Here is a 21,392-nt window from a genome sequence, read left to right on the forward strand (position 1 = left end):
GCTTATTGTAAGCGTTTACTACAAAAGGGCCAGATGCGTACTAAGTTCTTTCAATCATAAGAAAGCGGGTGAAGCACGGAAGATGAAGAGAAATAAAATGGGGAATAAAATACTTATTGTGTTATTGTCGTGGGTCTTCATTTGTTCATCTCTATTTCCCTCTACAACATTTGGAGTGCAACCAGCCAGTGCGGATTCAGGTCCAATAACTTTGCGATATGATTTTGGAACGGCAACAAGTCCTGTAATGAGTGGTTATACAGCTGTGCATGAATCAAAGTTGTATACGAAGGAGCTAGGATATGGTTTAGATCAGGCGGTTGCCTCAAGAAATCGCTCGGGCGGAGATGAACTGACTAATGATTTTGTACTGGGATTGTCCTACGCCTTTCTAGTGGATCTTCCTAATGGGGATTACGATGTGACTGTATTCTCAGGAGATTTATTGGCAGGCACAAGTACAACTAAAACTACGATTACCTTAGAAGATGTTACGGCTGGTTCAATAAGCAGCAAGCAGGCTGTAAATCAAGCCACTTACCGCACGACTGTCCAAGACGGTCAACTAACCGTTGGCATCACGGGTACAGGGGTTGGCGGGTATTTAAATGGACTTATGATTCAGCAAATCGTGCCGGGTCCACTGCAGGCTCCTGAGGGCTTAGCGGTTACGAATCTCTCGCCCACTGCGGTCTCTCTCGGGTGGAGCAGCGTGACAGAAGCAGTCTATTACAATATATATCGGACAGAGCTTCCTAGCGGGACTATTCAATCGGTAGCTCAAGTTACTGCTAACAGCTACGTGGATTCAGACGTAAATGAAGGCAGTGGCTACATTTATAATGTGTCTGCTGTTAAAGGCAGCGGTGAGGAGTCTGCTTTGAGTGCATCTGTGACGGTAGATGAAATTCCGGGGGCAGTGGTTCCGGCAGCACCAACGGGCCTTTCGATTGTCAGCGTGGGTGCGAGTTCTGTTCAGCTAAGTTGGAACAACGTGGCGGGAGCTACCCGTTATACAATCTTAAGGTCTGATTCAGCAGATGGATCCTTCCAGGAGATTGGCCAGTCGGAGACAGCGACATTTACGGATGTAGCAGTGGATACCTCTAAACGGCAATATTATGGGGTAAAAGCTGCTAATGCCCAAGGAGAATCCCAGTTATCTAACAAAGTTGAAAGTATGGTATACATGCCACCTGTAACATTGCCAGAAGAAAATGTATATTCCTTTGATTTTGGCCCAGGTGCTGCGGCGGAAGGTTATCTTAAGGTCGATGCAGGGGTATCTTATTCCTCTGCGGTTAAATATGGATTTACGGATATATCAAAGGTAACTGGTGTAGACCGGGGAACCACTGATCCTTTGCGATCGGATTTGGTGGTCCCTAAGGATACTACCTTTAATGTAGATTTACCGAATGGTGACTATACTGTGTCACTTATCGCTGGAGATAGCGCCGGAGACACGGACATTGGCATCAAAGTAGAATCCATTCAAAAAGTTCAGCAGACAAGTAAAACAGCTGGTCAGTATTTGGAAATGAGCTTTGACATTGCTCTGGTGGATGGACAAATGAACTTGGTGTTCTCTGGCATGAAGCCTAATATCAATGCACTGGTGATTACTAAGCAGCCAGATCGTCCTGCTAATGAATTGCCTACAGTTTATATTGCGGGTGATTCCACTGTGCAGACTTACGATCCTTACTGGATACCACAGGCTGGCTGGGGACAAATGATTCCTGATTTCTTTAGTGAGGAAGTAACGTTTAAGAATCACGCTATCGGAGGCCGCAGCTCTAAGTCATTTATTGTAGAGGGGCGGCTGGATGAAGTACTGCGAAAGATACAGCCAGGTGATTATTTCCTTATCCAATTTGGCCACAATGACGCAACGATCAGTGTTCCTGATCGGTATGCCTCTCCAGCAGATTACAAAAATTATTTAAAAACGTATGTCGAGGGTGCCAGACAAAGAGGAGCGACTCCGATTCTGGTGACCCCGATGGGCCGCAGAGATTATAATGCTGCCACGGAAAAATTTAATGTGAGTTTCCCTGAATATGTGCAGGCGATGAAAGAGGTAGCCAATGAGCTGCATGTGGAAATGGTTGATCTTAGCGCGCTAAGTGTCGCTTATTACAATTCGATTGGTTTTGCAGCTACACGCTCTGTATTCCTTCACCTCGATGCAGGGATATATGGTGCTTTCCCGAATGGGTCAGCAGACGATACTCACTTTCAAGAGTACGGAGCGATTCAAATGGCTCGTCTGTTGGCCAAAGGAATAGAGCAATTAAACATTCCGCTCTCCAGCTTTGTACAGGACATTAAGCAGCCAGAAACAGTGCCTGCCAAGCCACAAGGTCTTGTAGCGGGAAGTATCAGTAATGCAGGTGCAGTACTGAAATGGGATAAAGTAGAGGGTGCTGATATTTATAAAATCTATCGTAAGCTAGCGTCCGAAGCTGAAACTGCTTACGCATTGGCGGGAACTGCCACTGTTCCAACTTTAACATTAAGCGGAATGGCGGAAGGTAACAGCTACTCCGTTCGAGTGACTGCAGTAAATGGGTTAGGAGAGTCTGAGCCTTCAGATGAAGTTAAGCTGACTACGAAGTCCGCTCAATATCGTTATGATTTTGGACCTGTTGGCTCACCCGTTGCCGCCGGTTATACGGAAGTGAATCGTAATGTACTTTATACAACAGAACGTGGTTATGGCTTGTCCTCAAGTGAAGGTATGAGTGATCGAGATCGCGGTAGTGCAACTGATGCCCTTCGTAGAGATTTCGTGATCTATTTTGGAGGCTCGTATGAATTTAAAGTTGATTTACCGAATGGTTATTATTCCGTTAAGACCTATACCGGAGATTGGATTGGTTCTACCAAGACGAATGTAGCGATTGAAGGCAAAGATTATGGAACAGTCTCTTCAGGTAAGGAAAATATTGCTGAGAAGCTGTATAACCAGATCGCTGTCAAAGACGGTCAGATGAATCTTGTTTTTAGTGGCACAACGGCTCATCTCAATGGACTGGAAATCACACCGCTATTATTAGCCCCAACGAATCTGAAACTGGGTAGTCTGGACTTAAACAATGAGCCTATCACAGCTAATCTTTCTTGGGATGGTATGGATGGTGCGCTGAAATACCGAGTGTATCGTCAGGCAACGGTTGCGAATAGTTCAGAGCTGCTGGGCGATACAACAGAGCCGCTTTACACAGATACCACTGCGGATATCGGTATGGAATACATCTATACGGTAACTTCGGTGGACAGCACGGGACTGGAATCCGTAACATCTAATGCCTTAAAGGTGTCTATGATTGATCCAGCTGTAGCAAAAGCAGCCGTACCTAGTGGTCTAGCAGTACAATCTACGAACAAAAATGATGTGACCTTTACGTGGAATGAGGTATCAGATGCAAGGATGTTCAACATTTATCGTGCGAAATCCGCGGATGGTGAGTTCATTCTAATCGGCAAATCATTCGAAGCTTCATACACAGACACGACCATTTTAAGTACAATTCCTTACTATTACAAAGTTGCCTCGGTAAATGCAGGCGGTATCTCTGATCTTTCCGCTTCGCTGGAAACCTCAGCGGTGACAACGCTATACCGGAAGATGGAGGCGCTGGATCGTGCGCCTATAGCGGTTAAGACAGATGCGGGTGTTTATATCGGCTGGCGGATGTTAGGTCTGGATCCAGAATCGATTGGATTCAATCTGTATCGTGGGGAAGAGAAGCTAAATGATTCGTTAATTACTCAAAGCACGAACTATCTTGACACTTCCGGTACAGCTGACGCCAAATATAGAATTACATCAGTAATCAATGGAGTCGAAAAAGCGGCTTCGGAAGAATTCAGCGTATGGCAGAAGCAATACCTATCTATCCCCTTGCAAAAACCAGCAGATGATTACACCAAAGACGGTCAGCCTTATACGTATAGTGCAGGGGATGCAAGTGTAGGGGATGTGGATGGTGATGGGGTCTACGAAATCATTATGTTATGGTCGCCTTCGAACAGTAAAGATAACTCTCAGGCAGGTTATACAGGACTAGTCTATATGGATGCTTATAAGCTAGATGGCACACGTTTATGGCGGATTAATTTAGGGCCTAATATTCGTGCGGGCGCGCATTATTCACCATTCATGGTTTACGATTTGGACAGTGACGGGCGTGCTGAGATTATGCTGAAGACAGCAGATGGTACGGTTGATGGTCAAGGTACCGTGATCGGTGATGCAAGTGCAGACTATCGCAATAGCTCGGGTTATGTGCTCCTCGGCAATGAGTATTTAACAGTGTTCGAAGGGGCAACAGGCCGGGCAGTGGATACGGTTAGTTATGATCCGCCGCGTGGTGATGTGGGCGCTTGGGGCGATGCCTATGGTAATCGGGTGGACCGCTTTTTAGCCGCCGTAGCTTACTTAGATGGTGAACAGCCAAGCGTGATTTTTAGCCGTGGTTATTACACTAGAACCGTGCTTGCAGCTTACAATTATCGTGGTGGCAAGCTCGAAAAAGTATGGCGTTTCGATTCCAACGATGAAGGATATGGAGAGTATGCCGGTCAAGGAAACCATAACCTTTCAGTAGGAGATGTAGATGGTGACGGCAAGGACGAAATAACCTTCGGCGCGATGGCGATCGATGATGATGGATTACCACTGTACAATACAAAGCTTGGTCATGGGGATGCAATCCATTTCGGAGACCTTGACCCTACCAGACCTGGACTGGAAGTCTTTGATGTTCATGAGCATACGGATTCGAAATATGGTATTGAAATGCGCGATGCAGCTACAGGGGAAACCTTATGGGGTGTGTTCACGGGAATTGATACTGGACGCGGAATGTCAGCAGATATTGACCCGCGTTATACCGGTGAAGAGGTATGGGCTGCAACGATTACCAATGAGGTGCAGATTCCTGTTACAGGCGTATATAGTGCACAGGGAGAGCTAATCATGAATAAGCTGCCTTCTTCTACGAATTTTGGCATTTGGTGGGACGGTGATCTTTTACGTGAATTGCTGGATTCTAATCGAGTGGATAAGTGGGATTACACCAACCAGACAACAGCTAATTTGTTGACGGCAACTGGAGCCTCTTCTAATAATGGCACCAAGGCGAATCCGAGCGTGCAGGCGGATCTGTTCGGGGATTGGCGTGAAGAAGTGATCTGGCGAGCAACGGACAGTTCTGAATTACGAATCTATACAACAACGGATATGACAGATTATCGTATTCGCACTTTGATGCATGATCCGATCTACCGACTGGGAGTGGCTTGGCAGAACGTGGGTTATAATCAACCTCCGCATCCTGGATTTTTTCTTGGCGAAGGCATGGAACAACCAGCTGCACCAAAAATTCAATATGTAGGCTCGCCTGTGGAAACAGAGGACACTACACCACCTGCAATAACGGGTTTACCTTCTACTCAAATGAGTGAATCGGATATCTTGAAGGCACAGGTCGTAGCAGAAGATCCTGAGTCTGGTATTCGTAGTCTGGATATCACCTTTGATGGAAAAAAAGTTGTCTATGGAGATGAGATTCCACTCAAAGGACTTGCGGGATCGCATACGTTTATCGCAACAGCTGTGAATAACGCTGGACTCTCGACGACAGAACAAGTAATTATAGTCGTAAACGGGCCTCAGAAGGCTACAGGAATTCCGGGGCAACCGGTTCTATCCAATAACAATGGGCAGGATACAGGACTCTTGGATGGTGATTACCAAATCACAATGAACATGTGGTGGGGCAATAATGGTACGATCTACAAGCTATATGAGAACGGTACCTTAATAGACACGCAAACCTTACGTGACGACTCCCCAACCGCACAGACCGCAGTGACTAGTGTTACTGGAAAAGAAAACGGTACCTACACCTATACGGCTGAGCTGACCAATTCTTTTGGCACAACGGTGTCTGCTGCTCATGTGGTTATCGTGAAGGATGCTGCACCAGGTAAGCCAGTGTTATCTAATGACAACTGGGATGGTGATGGAGAGTATAAAGTGACCATGAATCTATGGTGGGGGATGAACGGCAAAATGTATCGCTTGTATGAGAATGGAGTGCTGATCGATACACAGACTTTAACAGCAAATACTCCGAATGCCCAAACGGCTTCTTCTTCGATCACGAATCGATCTCCGGGTGTTTATGAATACCGTGTAGAACTGATGAATGATCAAGGCGTTAGTGAAAGTACAGTTATGAAAGTCTCGGTAAAATAATTAAGCAATAGTTAAAAAAGCGCCTACGTCGGTAATATCCGGCTAGGCGCTTTTTGAGATTATCTAAGATTTAAAGGATTCTGCAAGACTATTTCCACTATCATCGTCATATGAATCTAAACAACGAATGATAGGGAGGATTGTAATCATGGAATTGACGGATATTATCTCTAAGATTGTGGTAGTCATACATGTTATAGCGGCCATAGTGGGAATTGGACCAGCTTTTGTGCTGCCAATACTGACAAGCTCTGCCAAGACAGGCAGCCAGCTTCGTTTTGTATTTGGCATGATGAAGACAATCAACAGATTCCCTAAAACGGGTGGGATTACCCTGATCGTTACAGGCATTTTGTTAATGATCATTGATAAAATGGGCTTGTCGGTGTTGTGGATCAATCTTTCGTTATTATTTTTTATCGTGATAGAAGTCATTATTATTGGATTTGTTGAGCCTCGATTGAAAAAGCTGACCCAGCTCGTGATGGCGAGTGAAGGCGACGAAATCCCTGTAGGCTACACCGCCGCTATGAACAAGATCGCTCCGTTAGAAGCAGCTGTTCATGTGCTCACTATCGTCATTATTATATTAATGGTAGTAAAGCCGGTATAAGATCGAAGCGTCTATTCTCAAGGATCTCTTCATAATCGCGAATGAGTCCATCAAAAATGGACTCCCACGAGCGGCCGAGTGCCAGCTGTCGCCCCTCATACCCCATAGCAGTCAGCTTTTGGGGTTGCTCTATACATGCGCAAATCTCACGAATAAAAGCATCCGGGGAACGAGGTGGGGCGATCATTCCTGTGCGACCGGGTGTAACCAGATCCTTCACCCCGCCCTCATTTACGGCGAGGACAGGCAGTCCAGAGGCCATGGCTTCAAGGACAACATTACCGAAGGTTTCCGTACTGGAAGGGAAGACGAATAGATCAGCTGAGGCATACAATTGGGCAAGCTCTTCACCGTGTTTGTAGCCCGTAAACGTGACATTTTGCGGCGCCTGCGCCCGCATCTCTGATAATAAGGGACCGTCTCCAACAACTAACCAATGTACCTGAGCTTGCATAGACTCGGGCAATTGCTGCATGGCGAGAGCAAGGGTGTTGATATCTTTTTCAGGAGCAATCCTTCCCACGTACAGAAGTAATATCGGTGCGGTAATTCCGTAACGATCACGGACCTGATGGCTGCGTTTTTTCGGAGTGTAGAGATTGCAGTCGATGCCTCTAGACCAAAGCTTCAAACGTTGAAAACCTTGAGCTTGTAGGGAATCGAGTGTTTCATTGGAGGGCGCGAAGGTAGCATCGCAGGACCGATGAAACCACTTCATGTACTTCCAATAAAGAGGAACAATTTTTTTCATTCGATAATATTCAAGATAGCGATCAAAATGGGTATGGTAGGAGGCGACATGAGGCAGGCCAAGCTTTCGCGCATAGCGAAGGCCGCATAGACCAATATTGAATGGAGTAGCCAAATGAAGCAGATCGGGTCGAAAAGCTTTTAGCTCTGACTGGATGGAGGACATATTCGGCAGCGCGAGTCTACATTCCGGGTATAAGAAAAAGGGGATACTGGTAATGGGACGTATGGGATCGGCATAACTGTCTTCAGGAGCAGATTTCGGCGAAAATAGCAGATGCTCGATACCTCGCCGGTTCAAATGAGTGGTTAAGCGCTGAAGCGTAAGTGAGACACCATTCGTTTGCGGAAGAAATGTGTCTGTAAATAAAGCAAGACGCATAGAACCCCTCCCAGGTACTCTTGATGTCTTGATCATAACAGCCCATTATTTCATGGAGGTCAAACGGATGTTAAACAGAATATAAAAATCCACTGCACACGGTAATGAGGTGTACAGTGGATTTTTTTGTATGTGATCTTATATTTACACTTCTTCATATATCTGCTGTAAAAAAGCGATGCTTTCTCTTAGATGCGATTCAGGAGTACTCTCTAAAATGCCCTGAATATGCGGACGCTCGTATTTCATATAACGGAGAATCGGCTCAAACTCAAGCCAGCCCTGACCTACAGGAACAATTTTGATGGCTCCATCTTGCACGATAAAATCTTTTAAATGAATGATGGCAATTCGATTTCCTAAGAGCTTCAAAGCTTCCATAATAATAGCTTCCTGATGCAAGTAATTTGTAGGTGACATGAGATTAGCGCAATCTAATATGACCTGAAGATTATTAGAAGGGATCTCATCCAGCAGTCGGCGAGTTAAGGATGCGGTGTACAGCGGATGATGGAGTCCTGCTTCGATTCCTACCGTCACACCAAAACGTTCGGCCTCTGCGACCATTAGCTTTACCGAAGTAACGACCTGTTGAAAAGCTTCTTCTGTAAAATTATCTGTGGTATACCCAAGTCCCATACTTCCGGTTTCCGTACCTACTAGACTGGCACCGAAATCTCTGGCCAAGCGAAGATGGGTATTGAACTCGGCTAACGCTTGTGCCCGTTTGTATGGATCGGTGTCTACAATATTAACGTAACAGCCAAGCACCGCAATCTGAATACCAGCCTGTCTAAAGGCATTTCCGTAATAACTAGCTGTTCCAGGGCTTATAGCAGTCAGACTCGGAGTGCTGTCAGGAAAAGATTTCTTAAGTGCAAACTGAATATGAGCGAAATTATAGAACTGAAGCTTCTCAATTAAATCCTTCAATGGAACTTGTGTGAAATCATGTGCTCGAACACCTAGGTGCAGGGGAATACTCATATGATCGATCGCTCCTATTAGTATTGTTGTTTGTGAGGTGCTAATTTGTCCCAGTCAAAGGTAACACCAGTGCCTGTTACTTCAGGCGCAATTGCCATGCCATTGTCCTTGTTAATCACTAGCGGGCGAGTGGTGTATTGATCGATAGGGAAACTATGCATTTCCAGATATCCTGCGTTGGGCATAGCGGCTAACAAACTAACATGTAATTCCTGCATTCCATGCGTGGAGACGGAAAGGTTATAGGCTTGTGTTAAGTGAGCCACCTTTAACCAGCCCGTAATCCCGCCTATATTGGAAGCATCCGGTTGAGGAAAATCCACATGGCCATATTGCAGCATGTGATGGAATTCAGTTAAGGTCCGAAGGTTTTCTCCGCCTGCAACAGCAATGCCTGATTCTTCTGCAATACGCGCATAGCCGGCATAATCTTCCGGAATCGTTGGTTCTTCTAAGAAGAGGATATCGTATTTCAAAAATTCACGAGCGGCTTTAATCGCTTTTTCTACACTCCAGCTCATATTCGCATCGACCATAAAGGCCACATCTGGACCGATTAATTGGCGCACCGCAGCCACTCGTTCCACATCTTCAGCTAATGTTTTTTGGCCTAGTTTAATTTTGACAGCCTGGAGGCCCATATCTAGGTATTTTTGATTGTTGAGGAGGAGCTTTTCTAATGGGAAATTCAAATCAATCGCTCCGCCATAACATTTGACCTCATTGCTTGCGCCACCCAGAAGTTTGTAAAGCGGTTCATCTGCTTTCTTCGCACGTAAATCCCATAAAGCGATGTCACATGCTGCAATGGCGAAGCTAGCCAGACCCCCGCGAGCAACATAATGTATTCCCCAGTTCATCTGCTCCCAGATACTTTCCACACAGCTAGCATCCTTACCGATTAAAATCTGAGTTAATTCATTCGCAATTAGTGAGCAGATTGCTTTGCCGCCAAATCCGCCAGTATAGGTATAACCTACCCCTTCACGACCGTCATCGGTTCTAATTTTGACAATGGGAACTTCAAAGTGAGTGTGCAGTCCGTGTTTAGCGTCCTCCATGATTTCCGGCAAAGGGATACGATAGTACTCTGTAATAACTTCTTTAATTAGAGACATCTGTGATCACTCCTTGTAGTAGTTGTTGTAAGTCTGTTAATGGTAAGGCAGTAGATTGTTCAATAGCCTGAACCACAAGTCTGGCGATGTGCTGAGCACCTTGATCAGAGAAATGAGTATCATCCATAACTCCATTTGGGTAATTCGGATGTGTTTTTTCACGCAAATGCATGAATAACTCTTTGGATTCTTCAACACCTAACGAACGATAGAGCACTTGCGAAGCTGCGAAAATATCAAGCATCGGTGTGTGCGTTTCTTCAGCTACCTGCTTCATAGCCTCGGGATAAGCGCCTACAGCAAGCGGGTCAAGCTCTCCATCGGAGTTGAAGCGGCGGCGACTTACAGAGGTTAGTAGAACCGGAGTCCCGCCTAACTGCCGAGCAGCTTCAATATATTGAATTAGGTTGCGGCGATATTCAGTGTCGGGATCAGTGTAACGCAAAGGATCTTCTTTTTTCTCATCGTTATGTCCAAATTGAATGAAGAGGTAGTCACCGGCCTTGAAGTCTTTAAGGATGTCCTCCAAACGGCCGTCAGTTATAAAGGATTTGGTACTGCGACCATTAATGGCGCGATTCTCGATTCGAACAGAAATCCCAAAATAACCTTGCAGGTATTCTCCCCAGCCAGTCATAGGTTTTTCTCCAGCGCCTTTGATAGCCGCAGTGGAATCTCCCGCGATAAATAATGTGGGTGTCATAGGATCTTCTCCTTGAATGTAGTGGTGTTTACTTAGCCATTTCTCAGAAAGGGAAAGCCATTGCTGGCAATGAGGATGTTCTTAAGCAAGCCTTAAACCATGCCGTCCTTATTCTCCACAGGAACGCTGGCATCATTTGCTGTAGTCCATATAAAAGTTGGAGGTGATAGAGAAGTCATCTGTGATTCTGAGGAGTAGGCGTGAAGCTCAGCTTGTGTTGGGCGGTCTCCCAGGCGTTGCAAGAGGATAAAGGGTGAGTAGTGAGGTTTCCAGAGAGAGCTCGGTTTGTTCTGCATGGTTGGAATGTACACGGAAGCTCAACATTATGTTCCAATTCCTCCTTAAAAGGTTATATGCACACGTTAACATATTTTAGAAAAAAAGAGAGACTCTTTTTTTTGATTCCACCTGAACAACAGTTCTCTCTTTTTACATTGATTCGTCAAAGGTGGATTTAAGTTTTGTGCCAGCGTTGTGATCCCGGTATTGTCCGGGTGTCATGCCCTCCTGCTTACGGAAAGAGCGAATGAAGTTCTGAGAGTTGTTATATCTTAATTTGGCTGCAATATCTTTAATGGGCATATCAGTTTCCTTCAGCCATTTTTTCGCCATTTTAAATCGGTACATCGTTAAATATTCGCTGAAATAGTACTGAGTCTCCTTACGGAAGACGCTGCTGATATAGTTGGCATTATAATGCAGACGTGAAGCACATTCTTCTAAAGTAAGGTCTGTATCGTAATCATGTTGTATCAAATCGATGATCTTCTCAGAGATGTTGTGGTATTGCGCATTTTGTCTGCTGTTAAAAATCTTGATCATCGGATAAATGACCATGCTCCAGAACCAATCTTCAATCTCCGTTACAGTATGGAGGTCATGCAGCTCCTCAAATATGGAACCATTAGCATGATAAATTTGATTTAAGCTAATACCGGATTCCTGCATCATAATGAGTAAATTATTGAGTAAGCGCGTCAACGGGATCTGGTATTCCTGTGGTGAAAGCTCATGAGCAAAGATAGATTTGAAGAGCAAATGAATGAGTTCTTTTGCTTTATCTGTTTCAGCTAATTTGATAGCGTCCAGTAAGTCATTTTCTTTATGAGTAGGGTAGTTCAAATTCAGATAGTGCTTGCCAGAGTTAATATTTTCATACTGGATAATGACACCTTTACCAAGTTTGATCCGATGCTTCAGTGCTTCGAGTCCCTCTCTGTAAGCCGTGGATAATTTATCGAAGGTGTTGAAGGGAAGGCTCAGACCAATGCTCACCTGAAGCTTTAGGTAGTTGTTTATTTCCTGCTGCAGCTTCTCCGTTAATGAATATAATGTCTTGTGAAAAGACTCGGTATCACTGTCTGGACTCCCCAATAAGACGACTACTGCATGATCCATAATTACTGGTGCCAGTCGTTGTTCAGGGCAGACTAACTCTTCGATTATATTGTGGGCAGCGAATAATAAGAGATTAAGATCTTTTTTCTCATAGCTGGAATCATCGGCAAAATCAATCGACAACGTAATCACAGCCATCGTCTTCCATTCTTCGAGCTGCTTATGGTAGCCGAATTGTTCCAGCTCTTCGTGCAGATCGCGCTTCTTAACGTTGCCATGGAAAGCATTGATTAGGAAGAAGGTACGCACTTGTTGGATATGCTGACGGACTTCTTTTTCCAGCTGTGATTTGGATTGGAATAAAGAATGAACTTGTTCTCCAATAATCTGAAATTCATTCGTGTGTCTGGATTTAATGTCCGGTTTGCGTTGGCCCATTTGATTGAGTAGTCTTTCAATGGGAGTGTACATCCGTCTTGAACCGATCCATGCCAAGAGAATAGACAATAGAAGCATAAAGCTACACACGAATATCGTAAACAGGCTAATTTTTTTGGATTCTTTCGTTAAACTTTCCATGGATGTAACCGAAAGATAGACCCAGCCATTCATCTGAGAGCGCATGTAAGTGACGGAGTAATCCTTCTTGTGGATCCTGGTCTTAAACTGACCTGAAAGTTTAGATGGATTAGTAATGAAAGAATCTTCTGTAAATCCGCCTTCTTTCATTGGTTTCCCGATCAAGTTGCGGTCCGGATGGAGCAGGAATCGACCTGTCTTATCCAGAACGATAATATCATCGAGTGGCTGTACATCCGAGTTAATGAAATCCTGAAGACTGCAGACAGGAATATTAGCTAAGGCAAGCCCATATTTTTGCAGCTTATTGGTTGGGAGTTTCTTGATAAGACTAATGCTGTAGTTACAGCCTGTGACGTTAATGCTTTCCTCACTGTAAAATATGGAGGACGGGTTCAGGATCCACGAGGTATCTTCGGCAATATTCATCAGGTTGGTGAGCTGTGCATGGTCCTTGTACTCATTTAAGCGATAAACACCAGAATTTTTGATCATCCAATTTTGCTGCTGATTTAATAAGATGACATCTTCCAGCTTCGTATCGAAGGACTGCATATTGCGAATTTCGTTTCTTAAATCATTGTATAAAATGAAATCGGTTTCATTTAAAGGGTTGTTTAGTGCTTTTTTTAATACACTAGAATTGATCACTTGGTTTAATGTTTGATTGACAGTTGTTAACTTATGTTCTACATTTGAGGTGATTTGTAAGATTAATTCCATTTTGCTGTTGTTAACGTTTTTTTGAATTTCTTTTGAAGATGTGAAATATGAAAAAGAACCGATGAACAACACAGGCAGCGTGCTAATAACAAAGGCAAACATCGTTAGCTTACTTAGAAAGCTTAATGGTCTCACGGGACTCAGCACCTTTACTTATGTAGAAGTAGACACTTGATCTAAGTGTATGTAACTTGGTATGAAATAACAATAATCATCTCGTTCTGTGATAATCATTAGCTCTAATTATGCTTATAAATTGTAAAATTTTCAAGATATAGAGTGATAATCCTTACAATACCTAGGAGGCCACAGAAATGTCTAAAGTATCTATGGGTAAAAGGGCAACGCTGTATTTCTGCTTATTTACCATGCTCGTCTTCTCTTTTTTAAGCGCTTGCAACGATAAGGAATCTGCCGAAGCCGGCCCAGTAGTATCTTCCCCTAGCATCTCAATTTTGGCACCCCTTCATTTTCCACAACAGCCTTCGAAAGAGATTATGGCAGAGATCGAAAAACTGACAGGTGTGAAGCTCGATATAAGGTGGGTTCCAGAGGGGGTATACACGGATAAGATGAACACGGCGCTTACGACCAATTCCCTCGGAAAGGTCACATTTGTAAAATTCTCAGACTACAATCTGGTGAAAAATGCTATTCGTTCGGATGCCTTTTGGGAGATCGGCCCCTATCTTCAGGAGTTCTCCAATCTTAAACAACTGAACCCCGCTATTCTTAAGCAGACTTCTGTAGATAGTAAGATCTATGGCCTATATACGGAACGCCCCTCTTCCAGACAGGGGGTCATTATTCGTAAGGATTGGCTCGACAATCTCCATTTAAATAATCCACAAACACTGGATGAACTGTATGAGGTTATGAGGCAATTTACATACAACGATCCAGATCAGAATGGCAAACAGGATACCTTCGGATTAGTCGATCGAAATGATCTTGTGTATGGGGTATTCAAGACATTAAGTTCGTATTTTGGCACCCCGAATAATTGGAAACTAGAGAATCATCAATTCGTTCCTGAATTTGTGACCGCTGAGTATATGAACACCATGAATTTCATGAAGAAATTATATGATGAGAAAATTATTAATCAGGATTTCGCCTTAACGAGCAAAGAAGTACAACGTGATAAGTTCATTAATGGTATTGCTGGTGTATTTATTGGCAGTATGACAGATGTAAAGCGGCTGTCTATTGAAGCTCAGAATTTGAATCCAAAGGCAGAACTTACGTTAATCAATCGGATCGAAGGGCCAGTAGGATATAAGGTGTGGTCGATACCCAATTATAATGGACTCTATCTCTTCTCCAAAAAAGCCATTGCTACGGAGGATGAACTCCGCGAGGTACTCGAATTCTTTGATCGAACTATGGATAAAGATGTAGCGAATATAATGATGTATGGGTTTGAAGGGCGCCATTATAAGCTTGAGGGTGGAAAAATCATTCTTCCCGAGGAAACCTCAGAACTGCGGGTGCAAGAAGTAAATCCGTTATATTCTTTGATGATTGCAGATATTAGTAATAAGAACATTATGGAGGTGGCTCAGAAGGAGCAATTGACCTCACTTGCGGATCAGCTAAGTAAAGATAATGAATCTTTTCTGGTCGACGATCCGACCGTGTCTTTAAGCTCATCCACCTATGATGAGAAAAATGTGGAACTGTCTACCATTATTGTGGATGCTACGTACAATTACATACTAGGCAATATAACCGCTGAGGGATTCCAGAAGGAAGTTGAGAAATGGAGAGCTAGCGGAGGAGATCAGATTATTAAGGAATATGGTGAGGCTGAGCTTGGGATAGAAAAGTAAATAGGTTAGTTTGATCCACTGCGGATGACGCGGTGGATTTTTTTGTGTTATCACCATAATCATTTGCTCAGATCCCTTTAAGAACGGGCCTTTATGGGGAAATGATTGTTTTCGTAACCTTGCCGACGATGTAACGTGGAACTCGTAACCAATACAAATTATGGAGGTCAAAATGGTATGAAGAAGAAATCCTTCACCATGTTGTTGACGGCACTGTTAGCGTTCAGCACATTGTTAGCTGGATGTGGTGGTAACAACAACAATCAAGCAAGTTCTGAAACTGCAAGTGGTGAGAGCACTGCTAAGCCGGTTGAGACAGAAGCACCTAAAGAAGAAGTGAAAGCAGGACCAACAGAAATTAAGATTATGCTTCCGTTAAATATTCCAGAGACCCCGCCTGATACGATTAAGCTTGAACTTGAAAAATTGACCAACACGAAGCTGACCTATCAATTTTTCCCGGCTGATACTTATGAAGAAAAACTTAATTCATCTTTTGCAACCGGCTCACTGCCGCAAGTGACGTACTTGAAGAATCAGACAACCTTCATTCAGATGAAAGAAGCGATAAAAGACGGACAATTCTGGGAAATAGGTCCGCTATTAAGCGAGTTTCCTAATTTGAGTAAATTGAAACCAGAAATTCTGAATAACACGAAAGTGGACGGCAAGCTGTACACCTTATATATCGGCCGCCCTCTAGCACGTCAAGGTATCATTTACAGAAAAGACTGGGCTGATAAATTAGGACTTGCTGCACCAGCAAATGTAGATGAATTATTCGAAATGGCTAAGGCCTTCACGGAACAAGATCCAGACGGTAATGGACAGAAAGATACTACAGGTATTATTGACCGTAATGAGTTGACCTATGGAGCTTTCAAAACTGTCTCTTCTTGGTTCGGAACACCGAACACCTGGGGAGAGAAGGATGGAAAATTAGCGCCTGAATTTACATTCGATGAATATTTCGACACGATGGACTTCTTCAAAAAAGCTCGTGATGGCGGATACATTAATCAAGATTTCGCTGCTACCAGTAAAACAGATGCTGTAAATATGTTTAAGGCTGGAAAGGGTGGACTCTATATTGGGGGCTCCATGCAAGATATTGATTCCCTCAATAAAGATACTATTAAGAATAACCCTGATGCTGTTTTGGATGCGCATAGTATGGTTGCAAGTCCAGATGGAAAGTATGCTCAATGGATGATTCCAGGCTATAACAATGTTGTCTTGTTCCCAAAATCTGCTGTAAAGGATGAGGCAGAACTCAAGAAGATTCTTGCTTTCTTTGATCAAATGATGACCCCAGAAGTAGCTAATTTGATGTATTGGGGAATCGAGGGTACTCACTATACCGTTGAAGACGGTAAAGCGAAAGCTACAGATGACAAAGAATTGATTGAACGTGAAGTAAAAGGATATAAGGACAGCGTTATCGGCGAAGCTGAAACCAATGGAATGTACGAGAACTATAACACGCTGCCAGGAAGAATTCATGCGGATCAATTGGTTCTTGAGAATGTCAAGGTGGGGGTACCAGATCCAACAGCTGCGATGGATTCGGCTACGTACACAGAAAAAGGTGTTGAGCTTCAACAGATTATTACCGATGCAACTTATAAATATATCTATGGACAGATCGACAAAGCAGGGTTCGAAAAAGAAGTTGAGAACTGGAAGAACCGTGGCGGAGCTAAGATTATTGATGAGTACAACGCATTGTATAAGAAATAAAACCTAGCTGAAAAGGTTGTTGATTTTGTTTCAACAACCTTTTCTCTTCATAGTCACATGGAGAAATAAAGAGTTTGAATAAAGAAGGAGAAAGGAAGAGAATCATGCAGGAACTCACCGCACAGCCCAGTCCAGCTCCACAAATAAAGCGTGAGACTTACAAGAGCAGCAGTGAACTTAAAAAGCGTCTGTGGAGAAATAAATGGCTCTACGTCATGCTAACACCGGGAGTGCTATATTTTATTATTTTTAAATATTTTCCTATGTACGGACTAATTATCGCCTTTCAAGATTACAAACCTTATCAAGGAATAACAGGCAGTAACTGGGTAGGAATGAAGCATTTCAGCAGGTTGTTCACAGAGCCGGATTTCTTAAATATTTTAGTGAACACACTTGTGCTTTTCGGATTAAACATTCTTATCTATTTCCCAATGCCGATTATTCTTGCCCTGATGTTGAATGAACTTCAAGGCAGCTTTTTCAAAAGAACCTTTCAGACGATCTTCTATTTGCCCCATTTTCTGTCGTTGGTTATCATCGTCTCCATTTCTTTTGTAATGGTTACGATGGATGGAGGAATTATCAACGAGCTACTTTCCTATTTCGGATTTGAAAAAATTAATTTCCTGCTGAATCCTGGATGGTTCAGGCCCATGTATATTATTCAGGTGATTTGGAGAGAAGCAGGCTGGGGAACGATTATTTATTTAGCTTCCATAGCTGCCATTGATCCAGGACTTTACGAAGCATCACGTATGGATGGAGCTGGACGACTCAGACAAGTCTGGCATATTACACTTCCAGCGATTAGAGGCGTAATTATCACATTATTTATTTTGAAAATTGGTTCCGTTCTGGATCTTGGATTTGAACATGTGTTTCTGCTGCTTAACTCCATGAATCGAGAAGTTGCGGAAATTATCGATACGTATGTATATACTGCTGGTCTGAGACAGGGGCAGTTTAGTTACAGTACAGCCATTGGATTCTTCAAATCAATTGTCGGCTTGATCATGGTTATGTTGGTGAATAAAGCATCTAAGAAAATGGGAGAAGAAGGCGTTTATTGATATGTTGTGGGAGGAATAGAAATGGTAGAAGATAAAACAATCAGTGGCAGAATTTTTTCTGCTATAAACTTCACGCTGCTTGCGATCATTGCTTTAATAACTGTGCTCCCCCTTGTTCACGTTGTAGCAGGCTCTTTCACAACGAGTGCAGAACTAGCTTCTAGTAAGTTTGTACTGATCCCAAAGGTATGGAGTCTGGAAGCATACAAGTTCATCTTTTCAACGAATACAATATTTAAAGCCATGGGTGTTTCCATTGGTGTTACGGCAGTCGGTACTTTCCTCAGTTTGTTTATAACTTCTTTGATGGCCTACGCTCTTACCAGAAGAGATCTGGATGGACGTAAAGTGGTTAACTTTATGGTTGTGTTCACGATGCTCTTTCATGGTGGAATGATCCCAACCTTCCTCGTGGTAAAGGAATTGGGACTAATAGACAGTTATGCAGCGCTTATTCTTCCTTCAGCAATTAGTGCGTTTAACATGATCATTTTGAGGAATTTTTTCCAGAATATACCTGAAGGTTTGGAGGAGTCGGCCAAAATTGATGGTTGCAACGACTTCGGAATATTATTTCGAATTGTATTGCCATTATCCTTACCTGCGTTAGCGACTATCGGATTGTTCTATGCGGTTACGTATTGGAATACTTACATGAATGCGATTCTGTATTTGGATGATAGTTCGAAGTGGCCAATACAGGTTCTGCTCAGACAAATTGTTGTCCTTGCCAGCGGTATGGATCACAGCTCTACACTGGATACAACTGTTCCACCGCCAGACCAAACAATTAAAATGGCTGTTATCGTTGTTGCTACTTTACCAATAGTTTGTGTATATCCATTCATACAGAAGCATTTTGCCAAAGGTGCCATGTTAGGTTCTATGAAGGGCTAATAAGAGGAAGATAGAGATTATTCTTTGGAAGGAGCTTGGAGATGACTGGCAGGATACCAACAACACCAATGGATTGGGCAAAAAAGGCATGCGATTCTTTAATGGATACTTATAGAGCGGGAGAGCTTCCTCCAGCACATCGTTGGCATTACCATCAAGGTGTATTTCTGTGTGGTATGGAGCTTTTGTGGAATGCTTATCAAGAAGACCGCTATATTAACTATATTCAGGAATACGTGGATGATTTGGTAGATGAATATGGTAACTTTTATTTCGCCCGCGATGAGCTGGATGCTGTTCAAGCTGGACAACTGCTGTTTATTCTTCATAAACGGACAGGTAAACTCAAGTATCACATTGCTGCGGAGAAGCTGAGGAATTTATTGCTTACGTTAAACAAAACCTCTGAAGGTGGGTATTGGCATAAGGATAAATATGCTAACCAAATGTGGTTAGATGGGCTTTATATGGCAGGCGTATTCTCGTTAAAATATGCTAATGTCTATGGCGATCCTAGCTTGCGTGATACAGTTCTCCATCAAGAGATGTTAATGCGTAAGTATATGAAAGATGAGACAACCGGGTTATTGTATCATGCTTGGGACGAGAGCCGCCGGATGCCATGGTCAAACCCGGAGACAGGGTGCTCACCGGAATTTTGGAGCAGATCGCTGGGCTGGTATGGTCTCGCATTGTCGCAATTTCTTGATCTGTTGGCCGTCCAAGACCCAGCCCGAGCTGAATTATCTTCTACTTTACGTGATTTTGTTGATGCCCTTATTCGTTATCAAGATCCCGTAAGTGGACTTTGGTATCAGGTCGTAGATAAGGGGCATGAGCCGGATAATTGGCTGGAGACCTCAGGTTCATGTTTATTCGTCTACACGATTGCCAAAGCAGTGAAGCATGGCATTGTAAGCGATGTGGAAGTCGCTACAGCCTCGGCTAGAAAAGGCTATGAAGGGTTAATCCAAATCATTCAGTGGGATGAGCAGGATAGGTTGATTTTGCCGGACATCTGTATCGGTACTTCGGCTGGAGATTACGAGAGTTACGTCACTAGACCTAAAGTTAAAAATGATTTACATGGCGTAGGCGCGTTGGTGATGGCTTGTGTTGAGATGGAGAGCTTAATCCAAGGGTGATTCGATTGAAATCTTACTAGACAATGACTTGATTCTCTGGGACTGAGAATCAAGTCCTATTATTTTGTGGGAAAGATATTCTTAAATTTAATGATAATCAGGGGGTTGGGATGAAGAGATCACATTGGGCAATCCGCACAGCAGACTCAATCATGGCGAGGACACCAAAGCTCTATGAAGATAAAGGCTACAACGGAAGCTGGACGTATGACTATGGTGTCGTATTGAATGGATTTGAATGGCTTTGGAAGCAAACCGGTGATGCGAAGTATCTGCAATTCATTCAAGATCAGATGGATAACTTTATTCAGGAGGATGGCAGCGTTAAGGGTTATCGCCTAGATGAATACAATATCGATCACATTAACAACGGGAAATTATTATTTACGCTATATAAAGAAACCAAGCAGGAAAAATATAAACAAGCGGCTACCTTATTTAGAAAGCAGCTTGAGACACATCCGCGAACCTCGGAAGGTGCTTTTTGGCATAAAAATATTTATCCCTATCAAATCTGGTTAGATGGTCTTTATATGGGCGCGCCTTTCTATTTAGCCTACTTGCTAGCTTTTGAAGATGGGCAGGGGCTTGAAGATGTTACGAAACAATTTATCTTGTGTGAGAAGCATACGAAGGATTTGGAAACAGGTCTGTTATATCATGCATGGGATGAACAGCATCTTCAACCTTGGTGTGACCGCGAAACAGGATGCTCTCCAAACTTTTGGGCGCGTTCACTTGGCTGGTATCTTATGGCTTTAGTAGATGTTCTAGAGTTATTGCCGAGTGAGCATTCCGATTATCCAGAGCTGGTGCGTATTCTAAACGATACTTTATCAGCTGTGAAGAAATATCAGGATCCTGAATCTGGCGTCTGGTATCAAGTAGTGAATCTGGGGCAACGCAAAGGGAATTACTTAGAGGCTTCTGCTTCTAGCATGATTGTGTATGCTATGGCAAAAGGTATTCGATTAGGCGTATTAGAGGCTAGTTGGTACGAACCGTTAGATCTCGCCTTCCAAGGACTTATCTCAGAGTTTGTTCTGGAGACCAAAGAAGGATGGGTCAATCTAAATAAGAATTGCCAAGTAGCAGGGTTAGGTGGAGCAGATCAACGAGACGGCACGTTCGCTTATTACATTAGTGAGCCTATTGTCACTAACGACCAAAAGGGTGTCGGTGCTTTCTTGCAAGCCTGTGTGGAGTACGAACAATTAAGAGGCTGGATCTGATATAGAATA

General features: G+C 43.3%; 13 protein-coding genes. 8 read left to right on the plus strand and 5 right to left on the minus strand.

Annotation, left to right across the window (positions count from 1 at the left end; genetic code table 11):
- Positions 1 to 82 precede the first annotated feature (82 nt).
- Both MHI27_RS09330 and MHI27_RS09335 read left to right on the plus strand, forming a co-directional pair.
- Entirely contained in the window at positions 83 to 6,271 is a 6,189-nt protein-coding gene (locus MHI27_RS09330) for a fibronectin type III domain-containing protein (protein ID WP_405176098.1), read from the plus strand.
- Between the two features lie 148 nt (positions 6,272 to 6,419).
- On the plus strand, positions 6,420 to 6,884 hold the full coding sequence (locus MHI27_RS09335) for a DUF2269 family protein (protein ID WP_341147647.1): 465 nt from the start codon (positions 6,420 to 6,422) through the stop codon (positions 6,882 to 6,884).
- On the opposite strand, the gene MHI27_RS09340 is transcribed toward MHI27_RS09335, so the two are convergent.
- The 5 genes from MHI27_RS09340 to MHI27_RS09360 all read right to left on the minus strand — a co-directional run bounded on the left by MHI27_RS09340 (position 6,856) and on the right by MHI27_RS09360 (position 13,599).
- Positions 6,856 to 8,016, minus strand: a complete 1,161-nt coding sequence (locus MHI27_RS09340; RefSeq protein WP_405176099.1) for a glycosyltransferase family 4 protein — start codon at positions 8,014 to 8,016, stop codon at positions 6,856 to 6,858. The genes MHI27_RS09335 and MHI27_RS09340 overlap by 29 nt on opposite strands.
- A gap of 144 nt (positions 8,017 to 8,160) precedes the next feature.
- Entirely contained in the window at positions 8,161 to 9,003 is an 843-nt protein-coding gene (locus MHI27_RS09345) for a sugar phosphate isomerase/epimerase family protein (protein ID WP_405176100.1), read from the minus strand.
- A 17-nt stretch (positions 9,004 to 9,020) separates the two neighbouring features.
- On the minus strand, positions 9,021 to 10,121 hold the full coding sequence (locus MHI27_RS09350) for a mandelate racemase/muconate lactonizing enzyme family protein (RefSeq protein ID WP_405176101.1): 1,101 nt from the start codon (positions 10,119 to 10,121) through the stop codon (positions 9,021 to 9,023).
- Complete coding sequence (locus MHI27_RS09355; RefSeq protein WP_405176102.1) at positions 10,108 to 10,824, minus strand: rhamnogalacturonan acetylesterase; 717 nt, start codon at positions 10,822 to 10,824, stop codon at positions 10,108 to 10,110. Before MHI27_RS09355 ends, MHI27_RS09350 begins: the two co-directional genes overlap by 14 nt.
- 429 nt (positions 10,825 to 11,253) lie before the next feature.
- Positions 11,254 to 13,599, minus strand: coding sequence for a helix-turn-helix domain-containing protein (locus MHI27_RS09360; protein WP_042186641.1), 2,346 nt, complete (start codon positions 13,597 to 13,599; stop codon positions 11,254 to 11,256).
- Between the two features lie 179 nt (positions 13,600 to 13,778).
- Between MHI27_RS09360 and MHI27_RS09365 the strand changes: the two genes are divergently transcribed.
- From MHI27_RS09365 to MHI27_RS09390, 6 genes are all read left to right on the plus strand, one after another.
- A complete protein-coding gene (locus MHI27_RS09365) occupies positions 13,779 to 15,296 on the plus strand; it encodes an extracellular solute-binding protein (RefSeq protein ID WP_405176103.1) in 1,518 nt (505 codons plus the stop codon).
- A 177-nt stretch (positions 15,297 to 15,473) separates the two neighbouring features.
- Positions 15,474 to 17,036 (plus strand): extracellular solute-binding protein, encoded by a 1,563-nt coding sequence (locus tag MHI27_RS09370; protein WP_042186645.1) that lies wholly within the window; start codon positions 15,474 to 15,476, stop codon positions 17,034 to 17,036.
- Positions 17,037 to 17,140: 104 nt separating this feature from the next.
- Positions 17,141 to 18,109, plus strand: coding sequence for a sugar ABC transporter permease (locus MHI27_RS09375; RefSeq protein WP_042186647.1), 969 nt, complete (start codon positions 17,141 to 17,143; stop codon positions 18,107 to 18,109).
- A 21-nt stretch (positions 18,110 to 18,130) separates the two neighbouring features.
- Entirely contained in the window at positions 18,131 to 19,006 is an 876-nt protein-coding gene (locus MHI27_RS09380) for a carbohydrate ABC transporter permease (protein ID WP_042186649.1), read from the plus strand.
- A 41-nt stretch (positions 19,007 to 19,047) separates the two neighbouring features.
- Positions 19,048 to 20,151, plus strand: a complete 1,104-nt coding sequence (locus tag MHI27_RS09385; RefSeq protein ID WP_076283267.1) for a glycoside hydrolase family 105 protein — start codon at positions 19,048 to 19,050, stop codon at positions 20,149 to 20,151.
- Between the two features lie 110 nt (positions 20,152 to 20,261).
- A complete protein-coding gene (locus tag MHI27_RS09390; RefSeq protein WP_076283266.1) occupies positions 20,262 to 21,383 on the plus strand; it encodes a glycoside hydrolase family 105 protein in 1,122 nt (373 codons plus the stop codon).
- Positions 21,384 to 21,392 lie beyond the last annotated feature (9 nt).

This window comes from Paenibacillus sp. FSL H8-0261 (assembly GCF_045040645.1).
Classification (GTDB): Bacteria; Bacillota; Bacilli; order Paenibacillales; family Paenibacillaceae; genus Paenibacillus_AQ.

Bases quoted from the DNA above. Each gene is read 5' to 3' on its own strand.
- MHI27_RS09380 (WP_042186649.1), top strand. From the start codon at position 18,131: ATGGTAGAAGATAAAACAATCAGTGGCAGAATTTTTTCTGCTATAAAC.
- MHI27_RS09340 (WP_405176099.1), bottom strand. From the start codon at position 8,016: ATGCGTCTTGCTTTATTTACAGACACATTTCTTCCGCAAACGAATGGT.
- MHI27_RS09335 (WP_341147647.1), top strand. From the start codon at position 6,420: ATGGAATTGACGGATATTATCTCTAAGATTGTGGTAGTCATACATGTT.
- MHI27_RS09330 (WP_405176098.1), top strand. From the start codon at position 83: ATGAAGAGAAATAAAATGGGGAATAAAATACTTATTGTGTTATTGTCG.
- MHI27_RS09350 (WP_405176101.1), bottom strand. From the start codon at position 10,121: ATGTCTCTAATTAAAGAAGTTATTACAGAGTACTATCGTATCCCTTTG.
- MHI27_RS09365 (WP_405176103.1), top strand. From the start codon at position 13,779: ATGTCTAAAGTATCTATGGGTAAAAGGGCAACGCTGTATTTCTGCTTA.
- MHI27_RS09375 (WP_042186647.1), top strand. From the start codon at position 17,141: ATGCAGGAACTCACCGCACAGCCCAGTCCAGCTCCACAAATAAAGCGT.
- MHI27_RS09370 (WP_042186645.1), top strand. From the start codon at position 15,474: ATGAAGAAGAAATCCTTCACCATGTTGTTGACGGCACTGTTAGCGTTC.
- MHI27_RS09385 (WP_076283267.1), top strand. From the start codon at position 19,048: ATGACTGGCAGGATACCAACAACACCAATGGATTGGGCAAAAAAGGCA.
- MHI27_RS09345 (WP_405176100.1), bottom strand. From the start codon at position 9,003: ATGAGTATTCCCCTGCACCTAGGTGTTCGAGCACATGATTTCACACAA.
- MHI27_RS09390 (WP_076283266.1), top strand. From the start codon at position 20,262: ATGAAGAGATCACATTGGGCAATCCGCACAGCAGACTCAATCATGGCG.
- MHI27_RS09355 (WP_405176102.1), bottom strand. From the start codon at position 10,824: ATGACACCCACATTATTTATCGCGGGAGATTCCACTGCGGCTATCAAA.